Raw genomic sequence first — 23,402 nt, forward strand, 5'->3', positions numbered from 1 at the left:
GCATGACGGCGAACGTAGATGATGCGACGCTCACCCTCCGCCTCGCGCTCGGCACCGGCGAGATCCTCAAGGGTGTGCGGAACGTGGGCCTGCTCCGCGGCACCGAACTGGGCGACGCGGGCGACGCGCTCGCCCAGGACTGGATCGCACGGGTCCTGCTCCAGCACCGGCCGCACGACGGCTTCCTGTCCGAGGAGGCGGCGGACAGCCCCGACCGGCTGGACAACGACCGCGTGTGGATCGTCGACCCCCTCGACGGGACGAAGGAGTTCGCCGGCGGCCGCCAGGACTGGGCCGTGCACATCGCCCTCGTCGAGGACGGCCGGGTGACCCACGCCGCCGTCGGGATGCCCGACCTCGGCCGCGTGTTCCACACCGGGGAGGTCCGCGCGGTCCTCGGCCCGCGGACGAACCGGCTGGTCATCTCGCACAACAGCACGCCCACGATCGCCGGGCACATCGCCGGGGCCCTGGGGATGGAGACGACGACGATGGGCTCGTGCGGGGCGAAGGCCATGAGTGTGCTCCTGGGGGACAACGACGCCTACGTCCACGCGGGCGGGCAGTACGAGTGGGACAACGCCGCGCCGGTGGGCGTGTGCCTCGCCGCCGGGCTGCACTGCAGCCGCCTCGACGGCAGCGAGCTCACCTACAACCACGAGTCGACGTACCTGCCGGACCTGCTCATCTGCCGCCCCGAGCTCGCCGGCCCGGTCCTCGACGCCGCCGCGGACTTCCACGCCGAGCACGGGTCGTACTCGCTGTAGCGGGCCCGACGACCCCGACGACGCACGGACCGCCTCCGCCACCTACTCTCGTAGCCATGAGCCAGACCCCGCCCACCCCCTACGAGGACCTCCTCGCGGAGATCCTCGCCCACGGGACCCGCAAGGACGACCGCACCGGCACCGGGACGACCTCCCTGTTCGCCCGCCAGATGCGCTTCGACCTGTCCGCGGGTTTCCCGCTCGTCACGACGAAGAAGGTCCACCTGAAGTCCGTCATCGGGGAGCTGCTGTGGTTCCTCCGGGGGGACTCGAACGTGCGGTTCCTCCACGACCACGGCATCTCCATCTGGGACGAGTGGGCGGACGCCGAGGGCGACCTCGGCCCCGTCTACGGCGTCCAGTGGCGCAGCTGGCCCACCCCGGACGGCCGGCACATCGACCAGATCGCCCGGGCCGTCGAGACCCTGCGGACGAACCCGGACTCGCGGCGCACGATCGTCAGCGCGTGGAACGTCGCGGAGCTCGACGCAATGGCCCTCCCCCCGTGCCACCTGCTGTTCCAGCTGTACGTCGCGGACGGCACCCTGTCCTGCCAGCTCTACCAGCGCAGCGCGGACATGTTCCTCGGCGTGCCGTTCAACATCGCCAGTTACGCGCTGCTCACCCACATGTTCGCCCAGCAGGCGGGCCTGGAGGTCGGCGAGTTCGTGTGGACCGGCGGGGACTGCCACATCTACGACAACCACGTCGAGCAGGTGAAGCTGCAGCTCAGCCGGGAGGCGCGCCCGTTGCCGCGGCTGCGCCTGCGCCCCGCGCCGGACATGTTCAGTTACGGGTTCGACGACATCTCCGTCGAGGGGTACGACCCGCACCCGGCGATCCGGGGGGAGGTGGCGGTGTGACCGGCACGCACGGCGCCCCACGGGACGACGCCGCCCGGGCGGGGGACGACGCCGCCCACCCGCCGCTCGACCTCGCGACGGTGCGGGCGGACCTGCCGGACGACGTCGAGATCGCGATGATCTGGGCGCAGACGACGGCCGGGGTCATCGGCGACGGCGCGGACATGCCCTGGCACCTGCCCGAGGACCTCCGGCACTTCACCGACTCGACGCGCGGCGCGCCCGTCGTCATGGGCCGGATCTCGTGGGAGGCCCTCGCCGACGGGTACCGCCCCCTGCCCGGCCGCGTGAACATCGTCGTCAGCCGGGACGGGTCCTACGACGCCCCCGGCGGGACGGTCGTCACGTCCGTGCCCGCGTCCGTGTCCGCCGCGGCGGAGGCGCTGCGCGACGGCTCCGCCACCGGCCGCACCGTGTGGATCCTCGGCGGCGGGCAGATCTACCGGCAGTGTCTGCCGGTCTCCGACCGCGTCGTCGTCACGGAGATCGGGTGCGGGTCCCCGGACCGGTTCACCGTCACGGCCCCGTCGATGGACGACGCCGTGCGCACCGGGGAGTGGGAGGTCTCGTCCGGCCCGTGGCTGACCTCGGAGAACGGCACCGCCCTCACCGGCGAGACGCACCTGCGCTACCGCATCCGCGAGTACACGCGCACGTCGCGTCGTCGTCCCCTGCACCCCTGACCCCCACCCCACCCCGACCCCCGAGGAGAACCGATGACCGACCGCCCCGCCCTGTCCGACCTCGCCGCGACCTACCACAACGGCGCCGCCGAGGGGGACGACACCGTCACCCTGTACACGACCACGTGGTGCCCGTTCTGCTCCCGGCTCACCCGGGCCCTCGACCGCACGGGCACGCCGTACACGCGCGTCGACGTCGAGGACAACCCGACCGCCGGGCGGTGGGTGGAGTCCGTCAACGGCGGTAACCGCGTGGTGCCGACGGTCCACTTCGCCGACGGCTCGCACGCGACGAACCCGCCGGCCAGCGCGGTGCGGCAGTGGCTGGAGGGCCACCGGGGCGAGTGACGGACCCCTCCGGCGAACCGCACAATATGCTGAGGATTCCCTCATAAACCCGTGACATCCCCGTCCCGGGCTTCTACTCTGACGCCACCCCGCCCCGCGGGGCCGCCACCACCGGCCGTCAGAGAGGACCAGCCCGTGACCACCACGCACCGCCACCCGGCGCCACCGCCCCACCCGTCCCCGGAGAAGGGAGGGCGGTGACATGCTCCAGCTCGACTCCGTCTCCGTCACCTACCACCGGCTGGGGAGGACGACGACCGCCCTCGACAACGTCTCGCTCGACATCGGCTCCGGCTTCACCGCGCTCATCGGCCCGAACGGCGGTGGGAAGTCCACGCTCATGGGTGTCGCCACCACCCTGATCGCCCCCCGCCACGGCACCCTGACCTACGACGGCACGCCCGTCACCCGCTCGACCGTCGACGAGTACCGCAGGTCCGTCGGGCTCGTCCCCCAGAACGTCTCCTTCGTCCCCTCCATGACCTGCGAGGACACCCTGGAGTACATCGGGTGGACCTACTCCATGACCCGGTCGGCGGCCCGCGCCCGCGGCCGCGAACTGCTCGAGGCCTTCGAGCTCACCGCGAAGGCCGGGCAGCGGACCCGCGCCCTCTCCGGCGGGCAGCTGCGCCGCCTCGGTATCGCCGCCGCACTCATGAACCGTCCGGCCCTCGTCTTCCTCGACGAGCCCACGGTCGGCCTCGACCCCGAGGTGCGCGTCGAGGTCCGCAAGGTCATCCGCGCGGTGAGCCGGGAGGCGTCCGTCGTCATGTCCACCCACATGGTCGAGGACCTCCGGTTCATCGACGGCACCGTCGCGGTCCTCGCCGCCGGCTCCCTCGCCTACGTCGGCACGTGGGACGACCTCTCCTCCCGGGTTCCCGACGTCGCCGAGACCGAGGGCAGCAGCTTCGAACTCGCCTACCGTGACCTCATCGCGGAGGTGCGCGCGTCATGACCGTCCTGCGCAGACTCGGGTCCCCCACATCCCTCCTCCTCGGCGTCGCCGGGCTCCTCGCCGTGGCGGGCATCTCCTTCGCCCAGTCCACCGGCGAGATGGGGATGACCTACCAACGGTGGGCGGACACCCTGGAGTCGATGACCTCCGCCGTCGCGTACTGCGGCCCGGTCGCCGCCGCCGTCCCGGCGCTGACGACCGCACGCCTGTGCCGGCCCGGGGCCGCCACCGGGACGGGCCTCGGCAGCCGCGACCGGGGCCGCGCGGCCGTCACCGTCACGGCCGTGTGGGCCGGTTTCTCCTGTCTCGCGTACCTTGCGGGCCAGGTGCCGCTCATCGTCGTCACGTCGGGCTCGGCCACCGGCAGCCCCGCCCCCTACCTCCCGTCCGTCCTCGTCGCCCTCGTCTACCTGCTCGCCCTCAGCGTCATCGGGGCGGCCGTCGGGGCCGCGACCCGCTCCCTCCCCGTCATCGTCGCCCCCCTCCTCGCCGGTGGCCTGGCCTTCCTCGTCAACATCCCGGCCTCGAACGGAGTCCGGCCCGCCTGGCTCCTCTCCCCGGTGCGGTCCCCCGGGAGGTTCGTGACGACCCAGCCGACGCCCGGGTACTTCATCCTCCTCGTCGTCGCCGCCGGTGTCCTCCTCGCGGCGGCGTGGTTCGCGGTCCACCGCCTGCTCGCGGTGCCGGTGCGGTCGACCGCACCGGTCGCCGGCGCAGCGGTCGCCGCCGTCGCCCTGCTCGCGGGCGGCGGCGCGGCCGTGGCCGAACCGCTCACGGCGGCGGCCCCGACGCCGGTGTGCCGGGACATCGCCGGGCTGCCGGTATGCCTCGCCCCCGCGAACGAGCCGTTGCGGGAGCTCATCGCCCCCGGGGTGGCCTCCGTCCTCGCCCGCTACGGCCCCGGCGAGCGACCGGTCCGCGAACTCCGGGACCAGGATGCGGCCACCCCGACGGACACGAAGGACGTGCTCCTCATCGGCGTGAGCCGCGAGAACGACAGCACCGTCCCCGCCCTCCTCGCCGACAGCCTGGCCGGGACGTTCGCCTGCGGGGAGACCTCCCCGCCGGCGGCGGTCGCGACGAGCCTCGCCCTCGGGGCCTGGCTCCGCGAGGACGTCCCCGGGGACGGACAGATCGTGACCGACGACGGCACCTCCCAGCTGTCCCCCGGCTTCGGCGGGCCCGCCCCGGCGGAGATCCCGGCGGAGCCGAACGTCGCCGGGTCGTTGGAGGTCCCCTCGCTCACCGACCTCTCGACCGTGCCCGTCGCCGAGGTCCAGCGCCTCCTCCGGGAGAACCGGGAGGCCGTCGCCACGTGCACGTTCACGCTGCCCGCGGCCGACGGGGCGGGCCGGTGAGGCCCCGCCTCCACCCGGCGGTCCGCGTCCGGCACGCCGGGTTCGCCGTGGTGGTGTTCGTCCTCGCCGCCGTCTCCGTCTGGTTCGGCGGGGCCGCCGGCATCGAGTCCCCCCTCGGACGGACCCAGGTCTTCGGCGGAATCCCCGCCGGTGAGATCATCGTCGTGCTCCACGCGGCCCTCACCGCGGTCCTCCTCCACCCCCGGCTCATGCCGTGGGAACTCCGGAGACGGCCGACCCGCTGGGCCGCCGCCGGGGCCGCAGCGTGGACGGTCGGGTCCACCGCCGCCCTCGCGGTCGTCGTGTGGTCCCGCCTCATCGCGACGTACTCGACGCCGGAGGGACAGCCCCAGGCGGAGGTCGTCATCAACAACGCCCTGTTCACCGCGGGGGTGGTCCTCATCGGCGTGGTTCTCCTCGGACCGCTGCGCGGGGCCGCGACCGGGATGGCGGTGTACGTCGCCGGGTACCTCGTCCTCATGACCCGCTCCACGGAGTTCTTCTGGCCCCTCGCCGCCATGACGAAGCCCGGCGCGTGGTGGGACCCGTGGACCGTCGCGGTGACCGCCGCGGTGGTCGTCGTCGCCCTGGTCCTCCACCAGCGCTACGCGGGGGCGACGAACCGGGCCGTCTCCCACGGCGAGTGACCCGGCGGCCCGGGCCGGATTTTGTTTCCGAAACGTCCCGTGCCGCAGGTGTGGAGCCGGTACGTTCTAGCCCAACGCGGCCGGCCCCGGCCGCATCCGTCACGACCCCACGGGAGGCCTCCGATGAGCACCGCACCCCCGGGCACCGCCCCGGCCCCGACCCCCGAGCAGTTCCGGCGGACCCGGGACAGTGCGGAGTTCATCGAGCTCCGCCGCCGGATCCGGTCCTTCACCTTCCCCGCGACCGTGGCCGGGGTGCTGTGGTTCATCGTCTACGTCACCCTCGCGATGTTCGCCCCCGGGTTCTACTCCACCCCGGTGCTGGGACGGATCAACGTCGCGATCGTCATGGGCGTCCTCCAGTTCGTGCTCACCTTCGCGGTGACGTGGATCTACGTGCGCTACGCGGACCGGGAGATCGAGCCGCGCACCCGCGCGATCCGCGAACGGCTGGAGGCCGAGGCCCGCGCCGCGGCGGAGTCCTGACCCCGGCTCCCCGCCCCCGTCCCACCCCGCACCACCCCAAGGAGTACCCATGTCCCCGCTCCCGGAGACCGTGACCCTCGCCCAGTCCTCGTCGGGCAACCCGGTCCTCAACATCACCGTGTTCATCGCCTTCATCGCGGTGACCCTCTTCGTCGTCTTCCGCGTCGGCCGCACGACCTCGAAGGCCGCGGACTTCTACACCGGCGGCGCCCGGTTCTCGGGCCGCCAGAACGGCCTGGCCATCGCCGGTGACTACCTCTCGGCCGCGTCCTTCCTCGGCATCGTCGGCGGGGTCGCGCTCACGGGGTACGACGGCTTCCTCTACGCCGTCGGCTTCTTCGTCGCGTGGCTGCTGGCCCTCCTGCTCGTCGCCGAACCGCTGCGCAACACGGGGCGGTTCACGATGGCCGACGTCCTGTCCTTCCGCCTCCGCCAGCGCCCGGTGCGCATCGCCGCCGCCCTGGCCACCCTGTTCGTGTCGCTGTTCTACCTCATCGCGCAGATGGCGGGCGCCGGGGCGCTGGTCTCGGTGCTGCTCGACATCCACGGCTCGGCGGCCCAGGCCGTGGTCATCGGCGTGGTGGGCGTGATGATGACCGCCTACGTCCTCATCGGGGGCATGAAGGGGACGACGTACGTGCAGATGATCAAGGCGATCCTGCTGTGCAGCGGCGTCATCATCATGACCGTCATCATCCTCGCGATGGTCCGCGGCAACGTCTCCGAGCTGCTCCAGCTCGCGGTCGAGAAGCACGGCGGGAACGAGGCGATCCTCAGCCCCGGTGTGAAGTACGGTGCGACGACCGCCACGAAGCTGGACTTCATCTCCCTCGGCATCTCCCTGACGCTCGGTGTCGCGGGCCTGCCGCACGTCCTCATGCGCTTCTACACCGTCCCCACCGCCCGGGAGGCCCGCAAGTCGGTGACCTGGGCGATCGTCCTCATCGGCGGGTTCTACCTGCTGACCCTCATCCTGGGGTACGCGGCGGCCGCGTTCGTCGGCCCGGACCGGATCAAGGCCGCCCCGGGTGGGGCGAACGCCGCCGCGCCGCTGCTCGCGCTGGAGCTCGCCGGACCGATCTTCATGGCCCTCATCTCCGCGGTGGCCTTCGCCACGGTCCTCGCGGTCGTCGCCGGGCTCGCGATCGCGGCGTCCGCGTCGGTCGCCCATGACGTGTACGACGCCGTGCTGCGCCACGGCAAGGCCAGCGAGGAGGAGCAGGTGCGCGTCTCCCGCATCACGGTGGTGGTCATCGGGGTGGCCGCGACCGCGCTGGGCATCGCGGCGATGCACCAGAACGTCGCCTTCCTCGTGTCGCTCGCCTTCTGTATCGCGGCGTCGGCAAACCTCCCGACGATCCTGTTCTCCCTGTTCTGGCGCCGGTTCACCACGACGGGGGCCGTGGCGTCGATGACGGTGGGGCTGGTGTCCGCGCTCGTGCTCATCGTGTTCTCCCCCGCCGTGTCCGGGTCGCCGACGTCGATCCTGCCGTCGGTGGACTTCGCCTGGTTCCCGTTGACGAACCCCGGGCTCGTCACGATCCCCCTGGGCTTCCTCGCGGCGGTCGTGGGGACGTTCGTCGGACCCCGGGACAACCTCGACGACAAGCGGACCGAGATGGAGGTCCGGTCCGTCACCGGCGTCGGCGTGGAGGCCCCGGTCGCGCACTGAGCCCCGCCCGGCCCCGGCCCGGCCCCGGCGTCGGCCCCCGCCCCGGCCCCGGCTGTAGATTGACACCATGACTGCTTGCGGCACAGACGTGTCATTCCTGGTGGCCGACGGGGGACCGGCCCTCCTCGCCGCGGCGACGGGGGACGAGAACCACGCCCTCGTGTCCTTCGCGTGGATCATGGCCGCGGCGCTCGCCGCGCCGATCCTCAGCTTCGTCACGGGCAAGCGCATCCCCTCGGTCGTGTTCCTGCTGGCCCTCGGGGCGCTCATCGGGCCGTTCGGCACCGGCCTCGCGGACCAGGAGCCGTCGGTGGGGATGGTGAAGGAACTCGGCCTGGGGATGCTGTTCCTCCTCGCCGGGTACGAGATCCGCCCGGAGTCCCTCCGCGGCGCGGAGGGACGGCACGCCCTGGCGACGTGGCTGATCTGCGCGGTCCTCAGTTTCCTCGGGTTCCTCGCGGTCTTCTCCCTCACCGGGGTGTCGGGGTCGTCGACGGCGGTCGTCCTCGCCATCGCCGTGACGTCGACCGCCCTCGGGACGCTCATGCCGATCCTCCGCCAGCAGGGGCTCACCGGCACGACCCTCGGGGAGAGCGTCATGGTCCACGGGGCGGTGGGCGAGGTCGCCCCGATCATCGCGATGGCCCTGCTGCTCTCCGCGCGGGCGACGTGGCTGTCCGCGGCGGTGCTGCTGGCGTTCTTCGCCGTCGCCGTGACGGTCGCGTTCGTGCCGCGGACGGTGCGGTTCCTCGCCCCGTGGGCGACGCGGGCGATGGCCGACGGCGCGGGGTCGACGGACCAGACCGTCGTCCGCGCGGTGATCCTCATGCTCGGGGTGCTCATGGCCGTCGCCGCGGTCCTCGACCTCGACGTCGTGCTCGGCGCGTTCGCGACGGGCATGATCCTGGGGCAGCTCATCCCCGCCGAGTACCGCACGGCGCTCGAGGGGCGGCTCGACGTCGTCGGGTACGGCCTGCTCATCCCCGTCTTCTTCGTCGCCTCGGGGATGGACATCGACACCGGCGTGGTCGTGCACCGCCCGTGGTTCCTCGTGGTCCTCGTGCCGCTGATCTTCTGCACGCGCGGGGTGCCGGTGATCCTGCGGGAGCGGTTCTGCGCCACGGGGTCGGGGCTCACGGGGTGGCGGCCGCAGGTCCAGCTCGGCCTGTACGTGGCGACGGGGTTGCCGATCATCGTCGCGGTCACCGACGTCGCCGTCCGCGCGGGGTTCCTCGGGGCCGACGACGCCTCCCTCCTCGTCGCCGGCGGGGCCATGACGGTGCTCCTCTTCCCGTTGCTCGCCGCGACCCTGCAGCCGCGGGGCGCACGCCGCCTGTGACCGGTGGGGGCGGTGGCACCTGTGTTTCTGCCCGGCGCGGCCGCCCTGTAGAATTCAGGACGCCGCGTGGCCGACGACCCCGCGCCCGCCCCAGTAGCTCAGTGGATAGAGCACGGCTCTCCTAAAGCCGGTGTCGGAGGTTCGATTCCTCTCTGGGGCACTCCCCGCACCCCCGCCTGTGACCGGTGTCGACGCCGGTCCGCGGGGGTGCCGTGCGTCGACCCCCTCCCCTGGCCCCTCCCCGGGCCGGGCACGGGGCGATCTGTAACGCCTCCTCACTGTCAGCGATAGCCACACCGGACGATTCACCACCATCCGCCGACAGGAAGGCACCTCATGCGACACCCCCTCACCCGCCGGGCCACCGCCGTAGCGCTCGCGGTCATCACGACCGCCGGCCTCGCCGCCCCGGCCGCCTCGGCCGTGACCATCCCCACCACCCCGGCGGACGGCCTGGAGCCCCACGCCAGCTACGTCTGGACCGAGGAGGACCCGGCCGCCTCCACCACGCGGGTCATCTCCCCCTACCCCGTGACCCGCCTGCGCGTGCGCAACGGCGCCGACCACACCACGGTGACGTGGCAGCAGCGGCCGGACGGCCAGTGGACCTCCCTGTACCACTCCCCCATCCTCGGCGCCGACATCTACCCGGACTGGGAGGACCCGGCGGCACTCACCGGGTTCATCCCCGCCCAGCTCCGCCGCGACGGGCTGCGGAACGCCCTCCCCGCGCCGGTCCGCGACAGCATCCCCCCGCTGGTCTGGAACCTCATCCCCCGCTGACCCCGCCGCCCCCGCCGCCCGGGCGGTCGCCGTGTCACCCGGGCGGGTCGGGGTCCGCCCCCGGGTCGGCGTTCTCCGAGACCTCGTGGGCCCACCGCGAGAACGCCGGGTACCGCCGGTCGAGGTCCCCGGTCGCCGCCATCCACGCGACGAGGGTCTCCCTGAGTTCGGCCCGCCGGTCGGGTGCGACGCCCGCCTCCTCACCCGCCTCGTAGCCCCTGATCGCGAGGTAGAGCCCGTAGTACGCGATGCAGAAGTCGTCGGTGAGGGTCCACGCGCCCGGGTCGCCGCCGGTCACCGCCGCACCACCGCCTCCCCGGGGCCGCGGACGGCCCGGTGCTGCCGCCCACGGCTGAGCGCGACCACGACGACGGCGACGAAGACGACGACGGCGACGAGCGACTGGGAACCGCCGACGAGGAGCCGCCCGACGCCGAGCTCGCCGGCCCCCCACGGCCCGGACGGGGGAAAGACCAGGTAGCGGTGGTTGAGGGGCACCTGGTAGGTCGCGGAGGTCAGGGTGCCGGGCGACACGTTGACGACGTACAGGGCCAGGCCCGCCACGAGGAGGGCGACCTGCGACCGCCCGACGGTCCCGGCGAGCACCCGGTGGCCGAGGGTGAACACCAGCGGCACGACGATGACGACCCCCGCCCAGTGGTGGGTCACCGCGACCGGCGCGGACAGGCTCACCGCCAGGAGCAGCACCGTCAGCGCGGTCACGGACCCGCCGCGCGCCGCGCCCCCGCGGTCCGTGAGGGCCCGGACGGCGACGAACGCGAGGACGGCGAACAGCGCGAGCCCCGGGACCATGATGTCCCTGACCGCCGCCGGGTCGACCCCGGCGCGCGTGAGCACCCCGGTGAGGGCGAGGTTCGGCGGGGCCCAGAACGTTCCCGCCCGGCCGGTGTCGAAGGCCTCGGTGGTCCAGAAGTACACCGAGTCCGCGGGGCGGAGAAGGAACCCGACGACGACCGTCCCGAGGAACCCGGCGAGCGACCGCAGGAGGTTCCCCCACTGCCGGGTCGCCAGGAAGTACAGCGCGTACGCGGCGGGTGTGATCTTCACCCCGGCCGCCACGCCCACGGCCGTCCCCCGGAGCCGCGCCGGGACGTACCCGAGCACGTCCGCGGTGACGAGCAGGAACAGGAACACGTTGATCTGGCCGTAGAGCAGGGTCATCTGCACGGGTTCGAGGAGCAGCGCGTAGCCGGTGAGTCCGGCGCCGGCGAGCCACAGCCGGTGGCGTCCCGGCCCGGTGCGCCACCGGGGCACGAGCGCCCCGAGCCCCATGACGACGATGCCCCACACGGCGACGACGGTCGCCGCGGTCCACGCGGTCTCGCAGAGGTCCTGCGGCAGCCACGTGAGCGCGACGAACAGCCCGGCCGCGAACGGCGGGTAGATGAACCTGTAGCCGGTCCGTGACGGGAACCCGGCACCGTAGATGTCCCGTCCCCGCGCCAGGGCGGCCCCGGCGTCGGTGAAGACGCCGAGGTCGAGCAGGTCCGTGGTGTGCGCGAAGGTCAGGGCGCCGAGGGTGCCGCGGACGAGCAGGACGAGGCCGACGGCGACGACGGCGACGACCGCTGCCGCGCGCCGGGGCGCACGCGCCGTCCCCGCGGCCGGGGCGGGCCCGGCCGCCCGCCCGGCACCGCGCGTGGCGGTCAGGGTGGCGGGGGCCTCCCTCACCCCTGCAGCTCCGTCCGGTAGACCGTGTCGGACCCCTCCACGGTGACCCACACGGTCTTCGGGTCACGCGGGTCCACCGCGATGGCCGAGACCTGGGTCTCCGGGGTGATCCCCGGCCCGTCGAGGCCGAGCGTGGTCCGCACGATCCCGCGGACGGTGTCCGTGACCACGGCGTCGACCCGGTCGCCGTCGAACTCGGCGAAGAGCTGCTGTCCGGCCTTTCCGTGGGCGATCGACGCGTCCATGTCCTCGCGGGCCAGCTGCCGGTTGACCACGGCGACGACGGGCACGGCGTCCGTGGGCAGGATCTCGTGCTCCCCGTCGCCCCCGGTCGGGGAGGTCGACTCCAGGCAGGCGCCCGTGGCCGCCCCCCAGGTCCCCGTGCCGAGCCGGTCGGGGTCATCTCTGCGGCTGCCGGAGGTGTCGTCGTGGGAGGTGTCGTCGAACCTCACGATCTTGCGGTCCGAGCCTTCCCAACATGTCGCCTTGTTCCACCGGGTGTCCGGCTGGGGCCGTCCGAGGCTGTCCACACCCGGGTGCATGCGCTCGTTCACGACGACCGGCTCCGGGTACGCCCCCGCCTGTTCCCACGCCTGCCGCTGGCGGTCGTTGAGGCAGTCGAGTTCCGTGAGCCCGGCGACGGAGGCCGACCGGGCCCGCGCGAGGATCTCCCGGTAGTCCGGGCGCAGCACCCCCCGGTCGTCCTTGTACAACTCGTCCTGCACCGGCAGGTCCTTCTCCACGGCGGGCGTGATGTCGTCCGCCACGGTCACGGAGCGACCGTCGACGGGGACGGTGACCGCGACCGACCCGAGGTCTTTCATGGAGACGTCCTCGTCGAGCCCGGGGCGGGCGAACCGGATCGTCGAGTCACGGGGCGAGGACATCGCCACCGACCCGGTCCCCAGGATCTCCTTGGGGGTGACGTCCTTCCCGCTCGCGGTGACGTCGCTCCTGCCCGGCTCGCCCGGGACGGCGCAGACCCCCACCCGGGCCTCCTTATCGCTCGGAGAACTGCTGATCTGCTGCGTCTTCGCGCCGGGGAGGGCCTGCCCCCTCCAGTACCCGGCCTGCGTGCTGACGAGGGCGGCGGTGCGCGGCGCGCCCCCGTCCCCCGCGGGCGCCCCGAGGGTCTGCGTGACGCCCCAGCCGAGGTCGGCCAGGTCCTCCCGCAGTGCCTGCTCGGTCGGCAGCCAGTTGTACCCGCGCACGACGGTCATCCGCACCGTCGCCCGGGCCTGCTCGAGGACGGTGTCCGCGCCGACCGGGTTGGGGTCCGTCAGGGGTGTGACCGTCGGTGCGCCCCCGCCCACGGAGACCCGCACGAGCTGCGAGGTGGACTGGGGCCGGGTGAGGTCCGCGGCGAGGTTGGCGACGAGCGAGCCGTCGTCGGCGGCCTCCAGCCCGCGGATCCGGCCCGCGCCCGGCACGGTCATCGCGTCGACGACGCGGAGCGTCCGGTGCGCGGGGCCGGTCGCCGGGGAGGCGCCCGTCGTCGTCGGTGAGGCGCCGGAGCCGCCTCCCGCGCGGTCGGGCCCGTCGGCCGCCGCGCCGGTGGTCCCGTTCGGGCCCTCGGGGGCCGGGCCGCCGGCGGAGCACGCGGCGACGGCGAGGACGGATGCGGTGGTGATGCACGCCAGGATCTGCCGTCGGACGGCGGGGTGCGTGGTCATGATGTGTCTCATCTCTCTCTCGTGGGTGGGTGGGTGAGTGGGTGGGTGTCGGTGGTCGGGGTGTCGACGGCGGCCGCTAGCCCTGCTGCAGGTGGTTCGGCTTGGTGACGGAGTCCGGGATCGGCCTGTAGATGTAGACCTTCGCGTCCTGTCCCCCCGAGCAGAGCACGGAGAGGCCGCCGGAACCGGTGTACGAGCAGGTCATCGTGTACGCGGTCCCGGTGACGGGGGAGGTCACGGACAGCACCGGTTCGTCGTCGCCGGTGCGGGTCCACGCGTCGATGAAGGCGTCGTAGACCGCGCGCCCGAACTCGGGCGAGGTCCTGTTCGGTGACGAGGCCGGCGCGGTCCCGGTCTGCCCGACCGTGTAGTAGGGGAAGTCCGCCTTGGAGCGCCCGTCGGCCGACGCCGTGCCGGCCGCCGGGGGCGCGGCCTGACCCGCCGGGGGCGCGGCCTGCTCGGCCTGCTCGCCCGGCGTCGGGCCGCCGGATCCGGTGAGCGGCCCGCGGTCCCCGGACGGCGTCCACTGCAGCGGCACCTTCAGGGCCTCGAGGTCCGCCGGCGACCGGTCGATGCGGTAGTCCCACACCCGGCCGGGAGTGTCCTCGAGGTCGGTGCCGGTGAAGCGCACGACGACGGACGTGGTCTGGCCGTCACCGCCGTTCCACTTCGAGTAGACGAGGCCGCTGCCGTCGCGGGTGCCGGTGACGGCGTAGCGCATGAACCCGACCGACGCGGCCCCGTCGTAGACCGTCCTCCGCGCCTCGAGGGCCGTCCGACGCCGGGCGTCGTACCCGAAGACCTTCACCGGCGACTCCTCGGTCACGTTGTTGGCGCGGGCGAGCTGCCGGACGACGAGCTCCGGTTTCCCGTCCTCGTCGGCGTCCGCGAGGGCGTACTCGTACTCCCCGGTGAGGGAGTTCGTCTTCGAGGTGTCGAACTGGTCGCGCCGGAGGGTGTCCAGCACCTGCCCGTAGGCCCGGCCGCGGCCGTCGTCGGCGTCGTCCCCGGTGGCGGGGGCGTCGGACGGGGTCGCCGCGGGGGCCTGCGCCGGGGAGGTGGGGGTGGCCGCGGTGGTCGCGGACCCGGTGGCGGGCGCGGGGGTGCGGGCCGTGGCTCCGTCGTCCCGGCCGCAGGCCCCCAGGCCCAGGGTGACGACGGCCACCGCGGCGGCCCCGGCGAGCGCGCGGCCGCGTCGTCCCCGGCGGGTCGACGGGTGCTGACGGTGCGGGTGGTGGGACATGTGGTCCTTCCTTCCCCGCCCCCGGAGGGGCGTGGGTGTGGTCGTGGTTGTGGTCGTGGTTGTGGTCGTGGTTGTGGTCGTGGTTGTCGGTCGTGGTTGTGGTTGGGGCGTGTCAGCGGGCGTGGGGGCGGGCGCGCCGGCGGTGGCGCAGGGGCCACGGCCCGCGGCCGGTGGCGGCGGTGACGGCGACGGCGAGGGCGACAGCGGTGAGGACGACGGTGGCGGCGAGCGGTCCCGCCGCGACCTGACCCGTCCGCCGGAGGGCCCACGGTCGTCGCCGGACGACGCCGGGTGTGCGGCGTGACCACCGGCGTGGCCACCGGCGGCGGGTGTCCCGCGGGAGGGTGGCGAGCCGCCGGTCGTACTCCGCCTTGCGCAGCGGGTCCCCGAGCAGTTCCCGGGCGAGCAGCAGGTCGTCGACCCGCGCCGTGTCCCCGGGCTGCGCGGCGTCCATCCGCCGCTCGATCCGGTGCACGAGCACCGCCGGGTCCTCGTCCGGGTCGAGCCCGAGCAGCCCGTAGAGGCTGTCCTCACGCATGACGGCCACCGTCCGTGTCCGGTCGGGGCGGCCCCTGCGGGACGCCCCGGGTGTGGTCTGTGGTCATCGGTCCTGTCTCCTCGGGGTCGTGGTCACCGGCGGGTGGCGGCGGTGCGCGGACAGCGGCGCATCCCTGTGGTGGCCCTGCCAGTACACAGCATAAGTGACGTTTCCGTCACCTTATGGATGTGGGGTGTCCGACGGGGATACGGCGGGGTCACCGGGCGGGATCCCCGGCCCGTCCGGCACAGGCGGAACAGTCAGGCACAATGGGGGTCATGCCGCAGTCACCCGACCACCTCACCGCCGCACAGCTGGAACGTCAGGAACGACGCCGTGCCGCGCTCGGCGCGACGGTCGCCCACCTCCGTCGGTCACGGGGGCTGACCCAGAAGGAGCTGGCGGCAAAGGCGGGCGTCAGCAAACGCGGGGTCATCCGCGTCGAGACCGGGGCGTCGAGCCTCACCCTCGACCTGTTCGGCCGGTTCGCCGACGCCCTCGGTGTCCACCCCGGCGAGATCCTCCGCCAGGCGGAGACAGCCCTGCCGCCGCTCCCCGCGACCCCGCCGGAGGCCGCGACGGACACCACACCGGAGTCCGCCCCGGAGTGACCCGGCGGGCACCGGCCGAGCCGGGGCGCCGCGACCGTCACCCGGTCCCGCGACACGCCGGACGCATTCACCGTTCCGCACGGAAACCTCCCCTGAACTGGCGTTTGTCACCTGACGCGGCTGAGCATAACCCCCGGGACACGCACAGTGCAGCGCCCGCTTGACACGTATGGTAAGAGTAATCCCGGTAGTATTCATACAGCCCGCAGGGCTACGGGATTAACCGCCATAATCTTTTCCCGGAATGTGACCAACCTCACAAAAATCGGGGGACATGAGGGGCGTCGGGGCACGTCGGAGGGGGCGGCGGCAGGGTCGCCGAGGGGTCCGACGGGGGCCGCGACACACCCACGGACGCATCCGGCACAGCGCCCCACCTACCTCCCTGACCTGCACGAACCACCCCTCCCCCGCGGCGACCGGCCGGACATCCCGCTCCACACGCGACACAAAACCTGATTTCGCGGTGCCGCGAAGGTGACTATACTGTCACCCGTTCCGCGGCCACCGACCCCACCGGGCCGCCCTCCCCGCGGACCGCCCCAGACCGGAGACCGCGAAAGGACACCGCCGTCATGGCCCACCTCGACCTCTACCGGGAGCTCTCCGTCGACCCGGCGGCGAGCTGCGAGGAGATCGCCGGGACCCTCACCTCCCGCCTCGCCGCGACGCCGCAGGACGACGCCGTCGCCGTCGAGGAGCTCACCCTCGGGCTCCGGATCCTCGGCGACCCGGGCCGACGCCGCCGGTACGACGCCGCCCTCGCCAGCCCGTCGGTCGCCGACATCACGCTCGACAGTCTCCGCGACCTCGCTTCGCAGCCGTCGTCCCCCGCGGACAGCTCCCCGTCGCACCCCCCGCTCCGCGGGGCCGCCGCGACCCACGCGCGGACGTTCGCCCGGACCGCAGGCGCCCACACCCTCACCGCCGCCCGGGCGGTGGACGCCCGGGCCCGCGGGCTCCTCCGCCGGTGGTGGGCGCTCCCCCCGACGCCGCGCACCCTCACCGGCGGGGCGGTGCTCGCCGCCGTCGTCATCGTCGTGGTCCTCGCCGCCGTCGCGGTGACATCCTCCGACGGGGACACCACGGCGTCGGGACCGCGGACGGTCAACGACCTCATCCGGGAGGCACGCAGCGACGTGTTCGCGCGGCAGGACTACCTGAACGCCGGCGACGAGGTCACGGTGACCACCGGGAAGAAGTACACCTACCCGGACGGCAGGACGGCGCGGACCGGCGGGGGCCGGTACACGGTGTCCGTGGACAACCTGCGCATCGTCGACGCCTTCCAGCCCGGCGACCCCGACGCCCCGAAGGACCACCCCGACTCCCAGCCGAGAAAGTACAGCTCACTGGCCTGCGTCGACGTCACCTTCCGCGGCCTCTCCGCGCCGGAGGACTCCGGGTACGACACGCCCGCCGAATGGGTGGCGGTCTACCTCTCCCGCGAACCCGCGGAGATCGAGGCCGTGATCGACGGCAGACTCGCCCTCCCGATGGACGGGGAATCCGACACCAGGAACCGGGCCGCGGCAACGGGGATGAAGGACAAGCACTTCCCGCCGGGATGGACCGGCCCCGCGATCTACAAGAACGGTTCGTACTACTCGTCCAACGCCGCCGACGATTCGTTCAGCCTGAACAATTCGAGGTCAGGCGGAGACGCCGTCACCGCGTCGCAGTGCCGCGTCATCGACCTCACGTGGTTCTACACCGACCCGCCCACGCCGCTCTCCGACGGGGAACCCTCCGAGGTGACGGGGTACACCGTGTCCTTCACAAGCCTCCGGCAGGCGGACGAGGTCGACACCGACCCCGCCTTCGTCAGCGACGAGAACACGCAGGGAAAGTCCGGCTGGCGGCTGAACCACTGACCGGTGACACCCCCGGACACACCGGACCCCCGGCCCGACCGCGCAACGCGGAAGGAACCGGGGGTCCGGTGGAACAGAAGGGCTACGCCCTAGGCGACATTGACGGACACAGCCGCCGGCCCCTTGGCACCCTGCTCGACGTCGTACGTCACCTTCTGGTTCTCCTCAAGGTTACGGAAACCGCCACCCTGGATCTCCGAGTAGTGCACGAACACATCAGACCCACCGTCATCGGGAGCGATGAAGCCGAAGCCCTTCTCGGAGTTGAACCACTTCACAGTGCCATTAATCATGTGTATTTCCCTTTCCTGGAAAACGGGGACGACGGACGCCGACACCCGGACCGACCGAAAAGCTCAGAGGAACTCGTTCGCATCGTGACAACAACTTCCGCGAACTTCATTCCTCCCGCCGCGGCGGAAGGGAAAACAACTCAGAAACTGCAACCACCGAGAACGCTACGCCCCACACACCCGCACCACAACACCACCGACCCACCGGGGCTGAAACCACACCGACGCCAACCACCCCCGCACCCACGGCCCCGTGACCACGCGGGACGTCGTCCCGGCCCGCGCCTCCCGGCCCCGCCGCAGCGCACCGCCCGGTAGCAGCACCGGAGCCGGACCCGCCCCTACCCTCGGGTGACATGAGCCACGACACCACACCCTCACCCACCACGTCCCCGACCACCACCGGCCGTCCGCCAGTCCGTTTCGCCGTCGTCGGCGCGGGGCAGATCGCCCAGCAGGCGTTCATCCCCGGCCTCGCGCACCTCCCGGAGGCGGAGCTCGCCGCCCTCGTCACCTCCGACCCGGCCAAGGGCGAGCGTTACGGCGTCCCCGCCCACCCCTACGAGGCCTACGGTGAGCTCCTGGCCTCGGGGGATGTCGACGCCGTGTACGTCGCGACCCCTGTCACCCATCACCGTCGCTACGCGGTGGAGGCCCTCGACGCCGGCGTCCCGGTGCTGCTGGAGAAGCCGATGGCCCCGTCCGTGGAGGACTGTCAGGCGATCATCGACGCCGCGGAGCGGTCGGGCACCACGCTCATGGTGGGCTACCGGATGCACCAGGACGCGTTCCTCGTGGACCTGGCCGACCTCGCCCGCAGCGGTTCCCTCGGCGACCTCCGCACGTTCACCGCGACCTTCGGCCACACGGTCAACCCGGACAACCACCGGAGCCACACGGGCTTCTGGGGCGGGCCGCTGCCGGACCTGGGGATCTACCCGCTGAACACGGTGCGGACCGTCTTCGGCGAGGAGCCGGTCACGGTGCAGGCCCACGGCGTCCACCACGCCGGGACGGGCCTCGGCGTCACCCCGACGGTGGCGGTGACGCTGGGCTTCCCCGGCGGCCGCTCGGCCCAGTTCACGGCGAGTTACGCGACGGCCTCCGTCGAGACCTTCACCCTCACCGGGTCGCAGGGGTCCGTGACCTCGACGGCGGCGTTCATGTGGGGCGCGGAGCTGGCGTACACCGTCGACACGGGCGACGGCCCCCGCCGGCGCACGTACCCGGCGGTGGACCAGTTCGCCGGGGAGACCCGGTACTTCGTCCGTTGTGTCCGCGAGGGTCTGCGCCCGGAGCCCGACGGCGAGGAGGGGCTGCTGGACATCCGGGTGTGCGAGGCCGTCGCGGCGAGCCTGGAGTCCGGGTCGGTGCAGACCCTCGCCCCGGCCCACCGCAGCCGCCGCGTGAGCCGCGACCAGGTCGTCGGGATCCCCGCGACCCCGGCCCCCGCCCCCGGTGACCTCGTCGGGATCGTCCCCGAGGAGTCCTGACCCCCCACCCCGGACACACCGGACCCCCGGCCCGACCGCGCAACGCGGAAGGAACCGGGGGTCCGGTGGAACAGAAGGGCTACGCCCTAGGCGACATTGACGGACACAGCCGCCGGCCCCTTGGCACCCTGCTCGACGTCGTACGTCACCTTCTGGTTCTCCTCAAGGTTACGGAAACCGCCACCCTGGATCTCCGAGTAGTGCACGAACACATCAGACCCACCGTCATCGGGAGCGATGAAGCCGAAGCCCTTCTCGGAGTTGAACCACTTCACAGTGCCATTAATCATGTGTATTTCCCTTTCCTGGAAAACGGGGACGACGGACGCCGACACCCGGACCGACCGAAAAGCTCAGAGGAACTCGTTCGCATCGTGACAACAACTTCCGCGAACTTCATTCCTCCCGCCGCGGCGGAAGGGAAAACAACTCAGAAACTGCAACCACCGAGAACGCTACGCCCCACACACCCGCACCACAACACCACCGACCCACCGGGGCTGAAACCACACCGGCACCAACCACCCCCGCGGGGTCAGCCCTCGTGGCCGCGCAGGAGGTCGGCGAAGGACGTGACGTCGCCGGTCACGCGCGTGCCGGCGTCCCGCGCCGGCGCCGCCCCGGCGTCGGCGTCGCCGCCGAGGTCGGGGCCGAACCCGACGATCTCGCCGTCGGTCCGCACGATCTCCCGCGCGAGCTCGGCCGCGGCGCGCTGCACCCGCCGGTCGAGGTCGGTCTCCGCCCCGAAGTCCTCCGTCGCCGCGAACACCCCGGTCGGCATGACCGCCGCGCGGAGGTACGTGAACAGCGGCCGCATGGCGAAGTCGAGCACGAGGGAGTGCCGGGGCGTGCCGGCCGTCGCGGCGATGACGACGGGCATGCCGTTGAGGGAGTCGGTCCCGAGCGCGTCCATGAACATCTTGAACAGCCCGCTGTAGCTGGCGGTGAACACCGGGGACGCGGCGATGAGCGCGTCCGCGCCGGAGACGAGCTCCTGGGCCTCGGTGAGGGCGGCGGTGGGGATGCCGGTGGCCATGACGGTGGCGAGGTCGCTGGCGTAGTCGCGGAGGTCGAGGATCCGCGTCTCCAGCCCCTCCCCCCGCTTGGACACCTGGGCCTCGACGGCCCCGGCGATCCGCTCGGCGAGCATCCGGGTGCTGGACGGGCTGGACAGCCCGGCGTTGAGGACGACGAGCGTGCTCATGACAGGTGGTACCTCCTGGACGGTGGTGGGGTGGTCGGGCCGGCCCGGCGGGTGCCGGGCGGCCGGTCAGTTGGCGTCGGTGACGCGCCCGCGGGCGGGCTCGACCTCGTGGAACGGGGAGTCCGGCCCCTCGGCGACGAGGGAGGCGTGGGTCGGCGGGTCGGACGGGACGTGCGCGGGCCGCCGGGCCTCGAACTCCTTGCGGAGGACGGGCACGACCTCGGTGCCGAGGATCTCGATCTGCTCGAGGACGACGTCGAGCGGCAGGCCCGCGTGGTCGAGGATGAACAGCTGGCGCTGGTAGTCGCCGACGGCGTCGGCGTAGCCCAGGTAGCGCTCGATGACCTGCTCCGGGGTGCCGACGGTGAGCGGCGTGAGCTCGGTGAACTCCTCCATCGTGGGGCCGTGGCCGTAGACCGGCGCGTTGTCGAAGTAGGGGCGGAAGAACTTCTTCGCCTTCGCCTCGGTCTCGTCCATGAAGACCTGCCCGCCGAGGCCGACGATCGCCTGGTCGGCGGAGCCGTGCCCGTAGTGCTCGAAGCGCTGGCGGTAGAGGTTCACCATCTGGGCGGTGTGCTCGATGTTCCAGAAGATGTGGTTGTGGAAGAAGCCGTCACCGTAGTACGCGGCCTGCTCGGCGATCTCCGGGGAGCGGATGGAGCCGTGCCACACGAACGGGGGCGTGTCGTCGAGGGGGCGCGGCGTCGAGGTGAAGTTCTGCAGCGGGGTGCGGAACTCGCCCTTCCAGTTGACGTTCGTCTCGCGCCACAGCCGGCGGAGGAGGTGGTAGTTCTCGACGGCGAGCGGGATGCCCTTGCGGATGTCCTTGCCGAACCAGGGGTAGACGGGCCCGGTGTTGCCGCGGCCGAGCATGAGGTCGAGGCGGCCCTCGGCGAGGTGCTGGGCGTAGGCGTAGTCCTCGGCGATGCGCACGGGGTCGGTCGTCGTGATGAGGGTCGTCGCCGTGGAGAAGCTGAGGGTCTCGGTGACGGCGGCGAGGTGGGCGAGGAGCACCGGCGGGTTCGCGGGGGCGGCGAACGGCGGGTTGTGGTGCTGGCCGGTCGCGAAGACGTCGAGCCCCACCTCGTCCGCCTTCTTCGCGATGGCCACCGTGTTCATGATCCGCTCGTGCTCGGTGGGGACGGTCCCGTTGACGGGGTCACGGGTGACGTCGCCGATGGAGAAGAGTCCGAATTGCATGTCTGCCGCCTTCCACGGTCGGTGGCCGGTCCGCCGGTCCCTCCGGCGGTCGGCCACGCACTGTCTCACGTCCGGCGCCAGTGTGCGCCGCTGTACGTGACATGTCAACTACATTGCCGGCGGTTTTGTTCCCGGTCACCGTCACCGCAGGTCAGATGCACCCACCCGGGCACGGGGCGGCACGGTCGGGGGTACGACGCCGCGCCCCCGCGACGCCCGCCCCCGCGCTCACGCCCCGTCGTCCCCGGGCTCGGCGTCGGCCCCCACCGCCTCCGCGATCCGGCGGATGCGGTCGAGGGTCGCCGGGATGCCGGACAGGGCGTCGTCCCGGCGCGACTCCAGCTGGGCCGCCGCGTCGTCACCGTACCGGTCACGGAAGAACGCGAAGCCCTCGTCGTTGACGTGCCACGTCTCCGTGAGGCTGCACCCGCTGTCCGTCGCGTCGATCCGGTAGCCCCACGTGACCACGCCCCCGGCGACGGTCCACACGAACCGCGACGGCCGCTCGACGACGTCGACGCGGGACTCGGTCGTCCACGTGCGGTCACCCTTGCGGTTGACGCCGACGATGACGGAGCCGACGGTGGGGCGCCCGTCGTCCCCGGCCGTGCCCTCCCGGAGGGACGCCTCCGCGACCACCGGGCTCCACTCCGGGGTCCGCCGCACGTCGGTGACGATGTCGAACACGGTCTCCGGCCGGGCGTCGATGTCCACCGACTCCTCCGCCCGGAACCGTTCGGGCGCGAACCCGCTGTCGGGGTGGCCGTCGTGACCCGGTGCGCCTGTGACCCCGCTCATGCGTCACCCACCGGCGTCCCGGCGTTCATCTCGCGGGGGTCGGGCCCGACCCGGCCGTCCTCCCGGTCGAGCGCGGTGATGCGGTCCATCTCGTCGTCGGTGAGGGTGAAGCCGAAGACGTCGGCGTTCTCCCGCACCCGCTCGGGCCGGCTCGACCGGGGGATGACGATGTTGCCGAGCTGCAGGTGCCAGCGGATGACCGCCTGGGCGGGCGTGACCCCGTGCTCCCGGGCGATCTCCCCGATGACGGGGTCGTCGAGCACCGCGCCCTTGCCGAGGGGCGACCACGCCTCCGTGGCGATCCCCCGCCGGGCGTTGTCCGCCCGCTGCTCCGCCTGGGAGAACCCGGGGTGGAGCTCGATCTGGTTGACCGCCGGCACCTGGCCGAGCGTCTGCTCGAGGTCGTCGAGGACCTCGGGGTAGAAGTTGCACACGCCGATCGACTGCACGCGGCCGAGGCCCTGGAGGGTCGTCAGCGCCCGGTAGGCGTCGATGTACCGGTCGTAGGCCGGGCACGGCCAGTGGAGCAGGTAGAGGTCGACGTACTCCAGGCCGAGGCGGTCGAGGGACGCCTGGAAGGCCGCGCAGCCCTCGTCGAGCCCCTGGTCCGCGTTCCACAGCTTCGTCGTGATGAAGAGGTCCTCGCGCCGGACGTCCCCGGCGGCGACGGCGTCGGCGACCGCGCGGCCGACGGCGGCCTCGTTGCCGTACACCGCGGCGGTGTCGATGTGGCGGTAGCCGGCCTCGACGGCGGCGCGGGTCGAGGCGTAGGTGGCGTCGTCGTCGAGCTGCCAGACCCCGAGTCCGAGCACCGGTACCGGTGTTCCGTCGTTGAGCGTGATGGTGTCGCTGATGGAGTCCATACGTCCATTAAACCCA

25 protein-coding genes and 1 tRNA gene are annotated in these 23,402 nt (G+C 72.7%); 15 read left to right on the top strand and 11 right to left on the bottom strand.

Annotated elements, in window-relative coordinates:
• The first annotated feature begins 2 nt into the window (after positions 1–2).
• From CBOVI_RS08095 to CBOVI_RS08150, 12 genes are all read left to right on the top strand, one after another.
• Positions 3–767, top strand: a complete 765-nt coding sequence (locus CBOVI_RS08095) for a 3'(2'),5'-bisphosphate nucleotidase CysQ (RefSeq protein WP_010273347.1) — start codon at positions 3–5, stop codon at positions 765–767.
• 56 nt (positions 768–823) lie between these two features.
• The gene (locus CBOVI_RS08100; protein WP_010273345.1) at positions 824–1,630 is read left to right on the top strand and encodes a thymidylate synthase; all 807 of its coding nucleotides are present in this window, start codon (positions 824–826) and stop codon (positions 1,628–1,630) included.
• Positions 1,627–2,313, top strand: coding sequence for a dihydrofolate reductase (locus CBOVI_RS08105; protein ID WP_010273343.1), 687 nt, complete (start codon positions 1,627–1,629; stop codon positions 2,311–2,313). Before CBOVI_RS08100 ends, CBOVI_RS08105 begins: the two co-directional genes overlap by 4 nt.
• 33 nt (positions 2,314–2,346) lie before the next feature.
• Positions 2,347–2,661: a mycoredoxin gene (locus CBOVI_RS08110; RefSeq protein WP_010273340.1), complete on the top strand. Its 315-nt coding sequence runs from the start codon at positions 2,347–2,349 to the stop codon at positions 2,659–2,661.
• Positions 2,662–2,863: 202 nt separating this feature from the next.
• Positions 2,864–3,619: an ABC transporter ATP-binding protein gene (locus tag CBOVI_RS08115; RefSeq protein WP_010273339.1), complete on the top strand. Its 756-nt coding sequence runs from the start codon at positions 2,864–2,866 to the stop codon at positions 3,617–3,619.
• Positions 3,616–4,977: a hypothetical protein gene (locus CBOVI_RS08120; RefSeq protein ID WP_125185810.1), complete on the top strand. Its 1,362-nt coding sequence runs from the start codon at positions 3,616–3,618 to the stop codon at positions 4,975–4,977. Before CBOVI_RS08115 ends, CBOVI_RS08120 begins: the two co-directional genes overlap by 4 nt.
• A complete protein-coding gene (locus CBOVI_RS08125; RefSeq protein WP_010265834.1) occupies positions 4,974–5,624 on the top strand; it encodes a hypothetical protein in 651 nt (216 codons plus the stop codon). Before CBOVI_RS08120 ends, CBOVI_RS08125 begins: the two co-directional genes overlap by 4 nt.
• Positions 5,625–5,747: 123 nt before the next feature.
• Complete coding sequence (locus CBOVI_RS08130) at positions 5,748–6,110, top strand: DUF485 domain-containing protein (RefSeq protein ID WP_010265832.1); 363 nt, start codon at positions 5,748–5,750, stop codon at positions 6,108–6,110.
• A 49-nt stretch (positions 6,111–6,159) separates the two neighbouring features.
• A complete protein-coding gene (locus CBOVI_RS08135; RefSeq protein ID WP_010265830.1) occupies positions 6,160–7,782 on the top strand; it encodes a monocarboxylic acid transporter in 1,623 nt (540 codons plus the stop codon).
• A gap of 178 nt (positions 7,783–7,960) precedes the next feature.
• A complete protein-coding gene (locus CBOVI_RS08140) occupies positions 7,961–9,121 on the top strand; it encodes a cation:proton antiporter (RefSeq protein ID WP_050798192.1) in 1,161 nt (386 codons plus the stop codon).
• An 87-nt stretch (positions 9,122–9,208) separates the two neighbouring features.
• Positions 9,209–9,281 (top strand) — tRNA-Arg (locus CBOVI_RS08145).
• 176 nt (positions 9,282–9,457) lie between these two features.
• The gene (locus tag CBOVI_RS08150) at positions 9,458–9,904 is read left to right on the top strand and encodes a hypothetical protein (protein WP_010265826.1); all 447 of its coding nucleotides are present in this window, start codon (positions 9,458–9,460) and stop codon (positions 9,902–9,904) included.
• A gap of 34 nt (positions 9,905–9,938) precedes the next feature.
• Here the strand turns inward: CBOVI_RS08150 and CBOVI_RS08155 are convergent, their stop codons facing one another.
• The 5 genes from CBOVI_RS08155 to CBOVI_RS08175 all read right to left on the bottom strand — a co-directional run bounded on the left by CBOVI_RS08155 (position 9,939) and on the right by CBOVI_RS08175 (position 15,050).
• Complete coding sequence (locus CBOVI_RS08155) at positions 9,939–10,202, bottom strand: hypothetical protein (protein ID WP_010265824.1); 264 nt, start codon at positions 10,200–10,202, stop codon at positions 9,939–9,941.
• Positions 10,199–11,596, bottom strand: coding sequence for a glycosyltransferase 87 family protein (locus tag CBOVI_RS08160; RefSeq protein WP_125196893.1), 1,398 nt, complete (start codon positions 11,594–11,596; stop codon positions 10,199–10,201). The genes CBOVI_RS08155 and CBOVI_RS08160 overlap by 4 nt, the downstream gene beginning before the upstream one ends.
• Entirely contained in the window at positions 11,593–13,269 is a 1,677-nt protein-coding gene (locus CBOVI_RS08165; protein ID WP_125185813.1) for a hypothetical protein, read from the bottom strand. The genes CBOVI_RS08160 and CBOVI_RS08165 overlap by 4 nt, the downstream gene beginning before the upstream one ends.
• Before the next feature lie 76 nt (positions 13,270–13,345).
• Entirely contained in the window at positions 13,346–14,512 is a 1,167-nt protein-coding gene (locus CBOVI_RS08170; protein ID WP_125185814.1) for a hypothetical protein, read from the bottom strand.
• Positions 14,513–14,624: 112 nt separating this feature from the next.
• Entirely contained in the window at positions 14,625–15,050 is a 426-nt protein-coding gene (locus tag CBOVI_RS08175) for a hypothetical protein (RefSeq protein WP_125185815.1), read from the bottom strand.
• Positions 15,051–15,328: 278 nt separating this feature from the next.
• On the opposite strand from CBOVI_RS08175, the gene CBOVI_RS08180 reads away from it, so the two are divergent.
• The gene (locus tag CBOVI_RS08180; protein WP_232625936.1) at positions 15,329–15,661 is read left to right on the top strand and encodes a helix-turn-helix domain-containing protein; all 333 of its coding nucleotides are present in this window, start codon (positions 15,329–15,331) and stop codon (positions 15,659–15,661) included.
• 575 nt (positions 15,662–16,236) lie between these two features.
• On the top strand, positions 16,237–17,535 hold the full coding sequence (locus tag CBOVI_RS08185; protein WP_010269578.1) for a hypothetical protein: 1,299 nt from the start codon (positions 16,237–16,239) through the stop codon (positions 17,533–17,535).
• Between the two features lie 89 nt (positions 17,536–17,624).
• Here CBOVI_RS08185 and CBOVI_RS08190 read toward each other — a convergent pair whose 3' ends face one another.
• The gene (locus CBOVI_RS08190; RefSeq protein WP_010269570.1) at positions 17,625–17,828 is read right to left on the bottom strand and encodes a cold-shock protein; all 204 of its coding nucleotides are present in this window, start codon (positions 17,826–17,828) and stop codon (positions 17,625–17,627) included.
• A gap of 356 nt (positions 17,829–18,184) precedes the next feature.
• Between CBOVI_RS08190 and CBOVI_RS08195 the strand changes: the two genes are divergently transcribed.
• Positions 18,185–19,321 (top strand): Gfo/Idh/MocA family protein, encoded by a 1,137-nt coding sequence (locus tag CBOVI_RS08195; RefSeq protein WP_010269573.1) that lies wholly within the window; start codon positions 18,185–18,187, stop codon positions 19,319–19,321.
• An 86-nt stretch (positions 19,322–19,407) separates the two neighbouring features.
• On the opposite strand, the gene CBOVI_RS08200 is transcribed toward CBOVI_RS08195, so the two are convergent.
• The 5 genes from CBOVI_RS08200 to CBOVI_RS08220 form a co-directional block, all read right to left on the bottom strand.
• Positions 19,408–19,611 carry a cold-shock protein gene (locus tag CBOVI_RS08200; RefSeq protein WP_010269570.1) on the bottom strand — a complete coding sequence of 68 codons (204 nt, stop codon included), beginning with the start codon at positions 19,609–19,611 and terminating at the stop codon, positions 19,408–19,410.
• Positions 19,612–19,856: 245 nt separating this feature from the next.
• Positions 19,857–20,525, bottom strand: a complete 669-nt coding sequence (locus CBOVI_RS08205) for an FMN reductase (protein WP_010269567.1) — start codon at positions 20,523–20,525, stop codon at positions 19,857–19,859.
• A 66-nt stretch (positions 20,526–20,591) separates the two neighbouring features.
• Positions 20,592–21,725, bottom strand: a complete 1,134-nt coding sequence (locus CBOVI_RS08210) for a CE1758 family FMN-dependent luciferase-like monooxygenase (RefSeq protein WP_010269564.1) — start codon at positions 21,723–21,725, stop codon at positions 20,592–20,594.
• Positions 21,726–21,953: 228 nt separating this feature from the next.
• Positions 21,954–22,523, bottom strand: coding sequence for an SRPBCC family protein (locus CBOVI_RS08215; protein WP_010269561.1), 570 nt, complete (start codon positions 22,521–22,523; stop codon positions 21,954–21,956).
• Positions 22,520–23,386 (bottom strand): aldo/keto reductase, encoded by an 867-nt coding sequence (locus tag CBOVI_RS08220; RefSeq protein ID WP_010269558.1) that lies wholly within the window; start codon positions 23,384–23,386, stop codon positions 22,520–22,522. The genes CBOVI_RS08215 and CBOVI_RS08220 overlap by 4 nt, the downstream gene beginning before the upstream one ends.
• Positions 23,387–23,402 lie beyond the last annotated feature (16 nt).

This window comes from Corynebacterium bovis DSM 20582 = CIP 54.80 (assembly GCF_030408615.1).
Taxonomy (GTDB): Bacteria; Actinomycetota; Actinomycetes; order Mycobacteriales; family Mycobacteriaceae; genus Corynebacterium; species Corynebacterium bovis.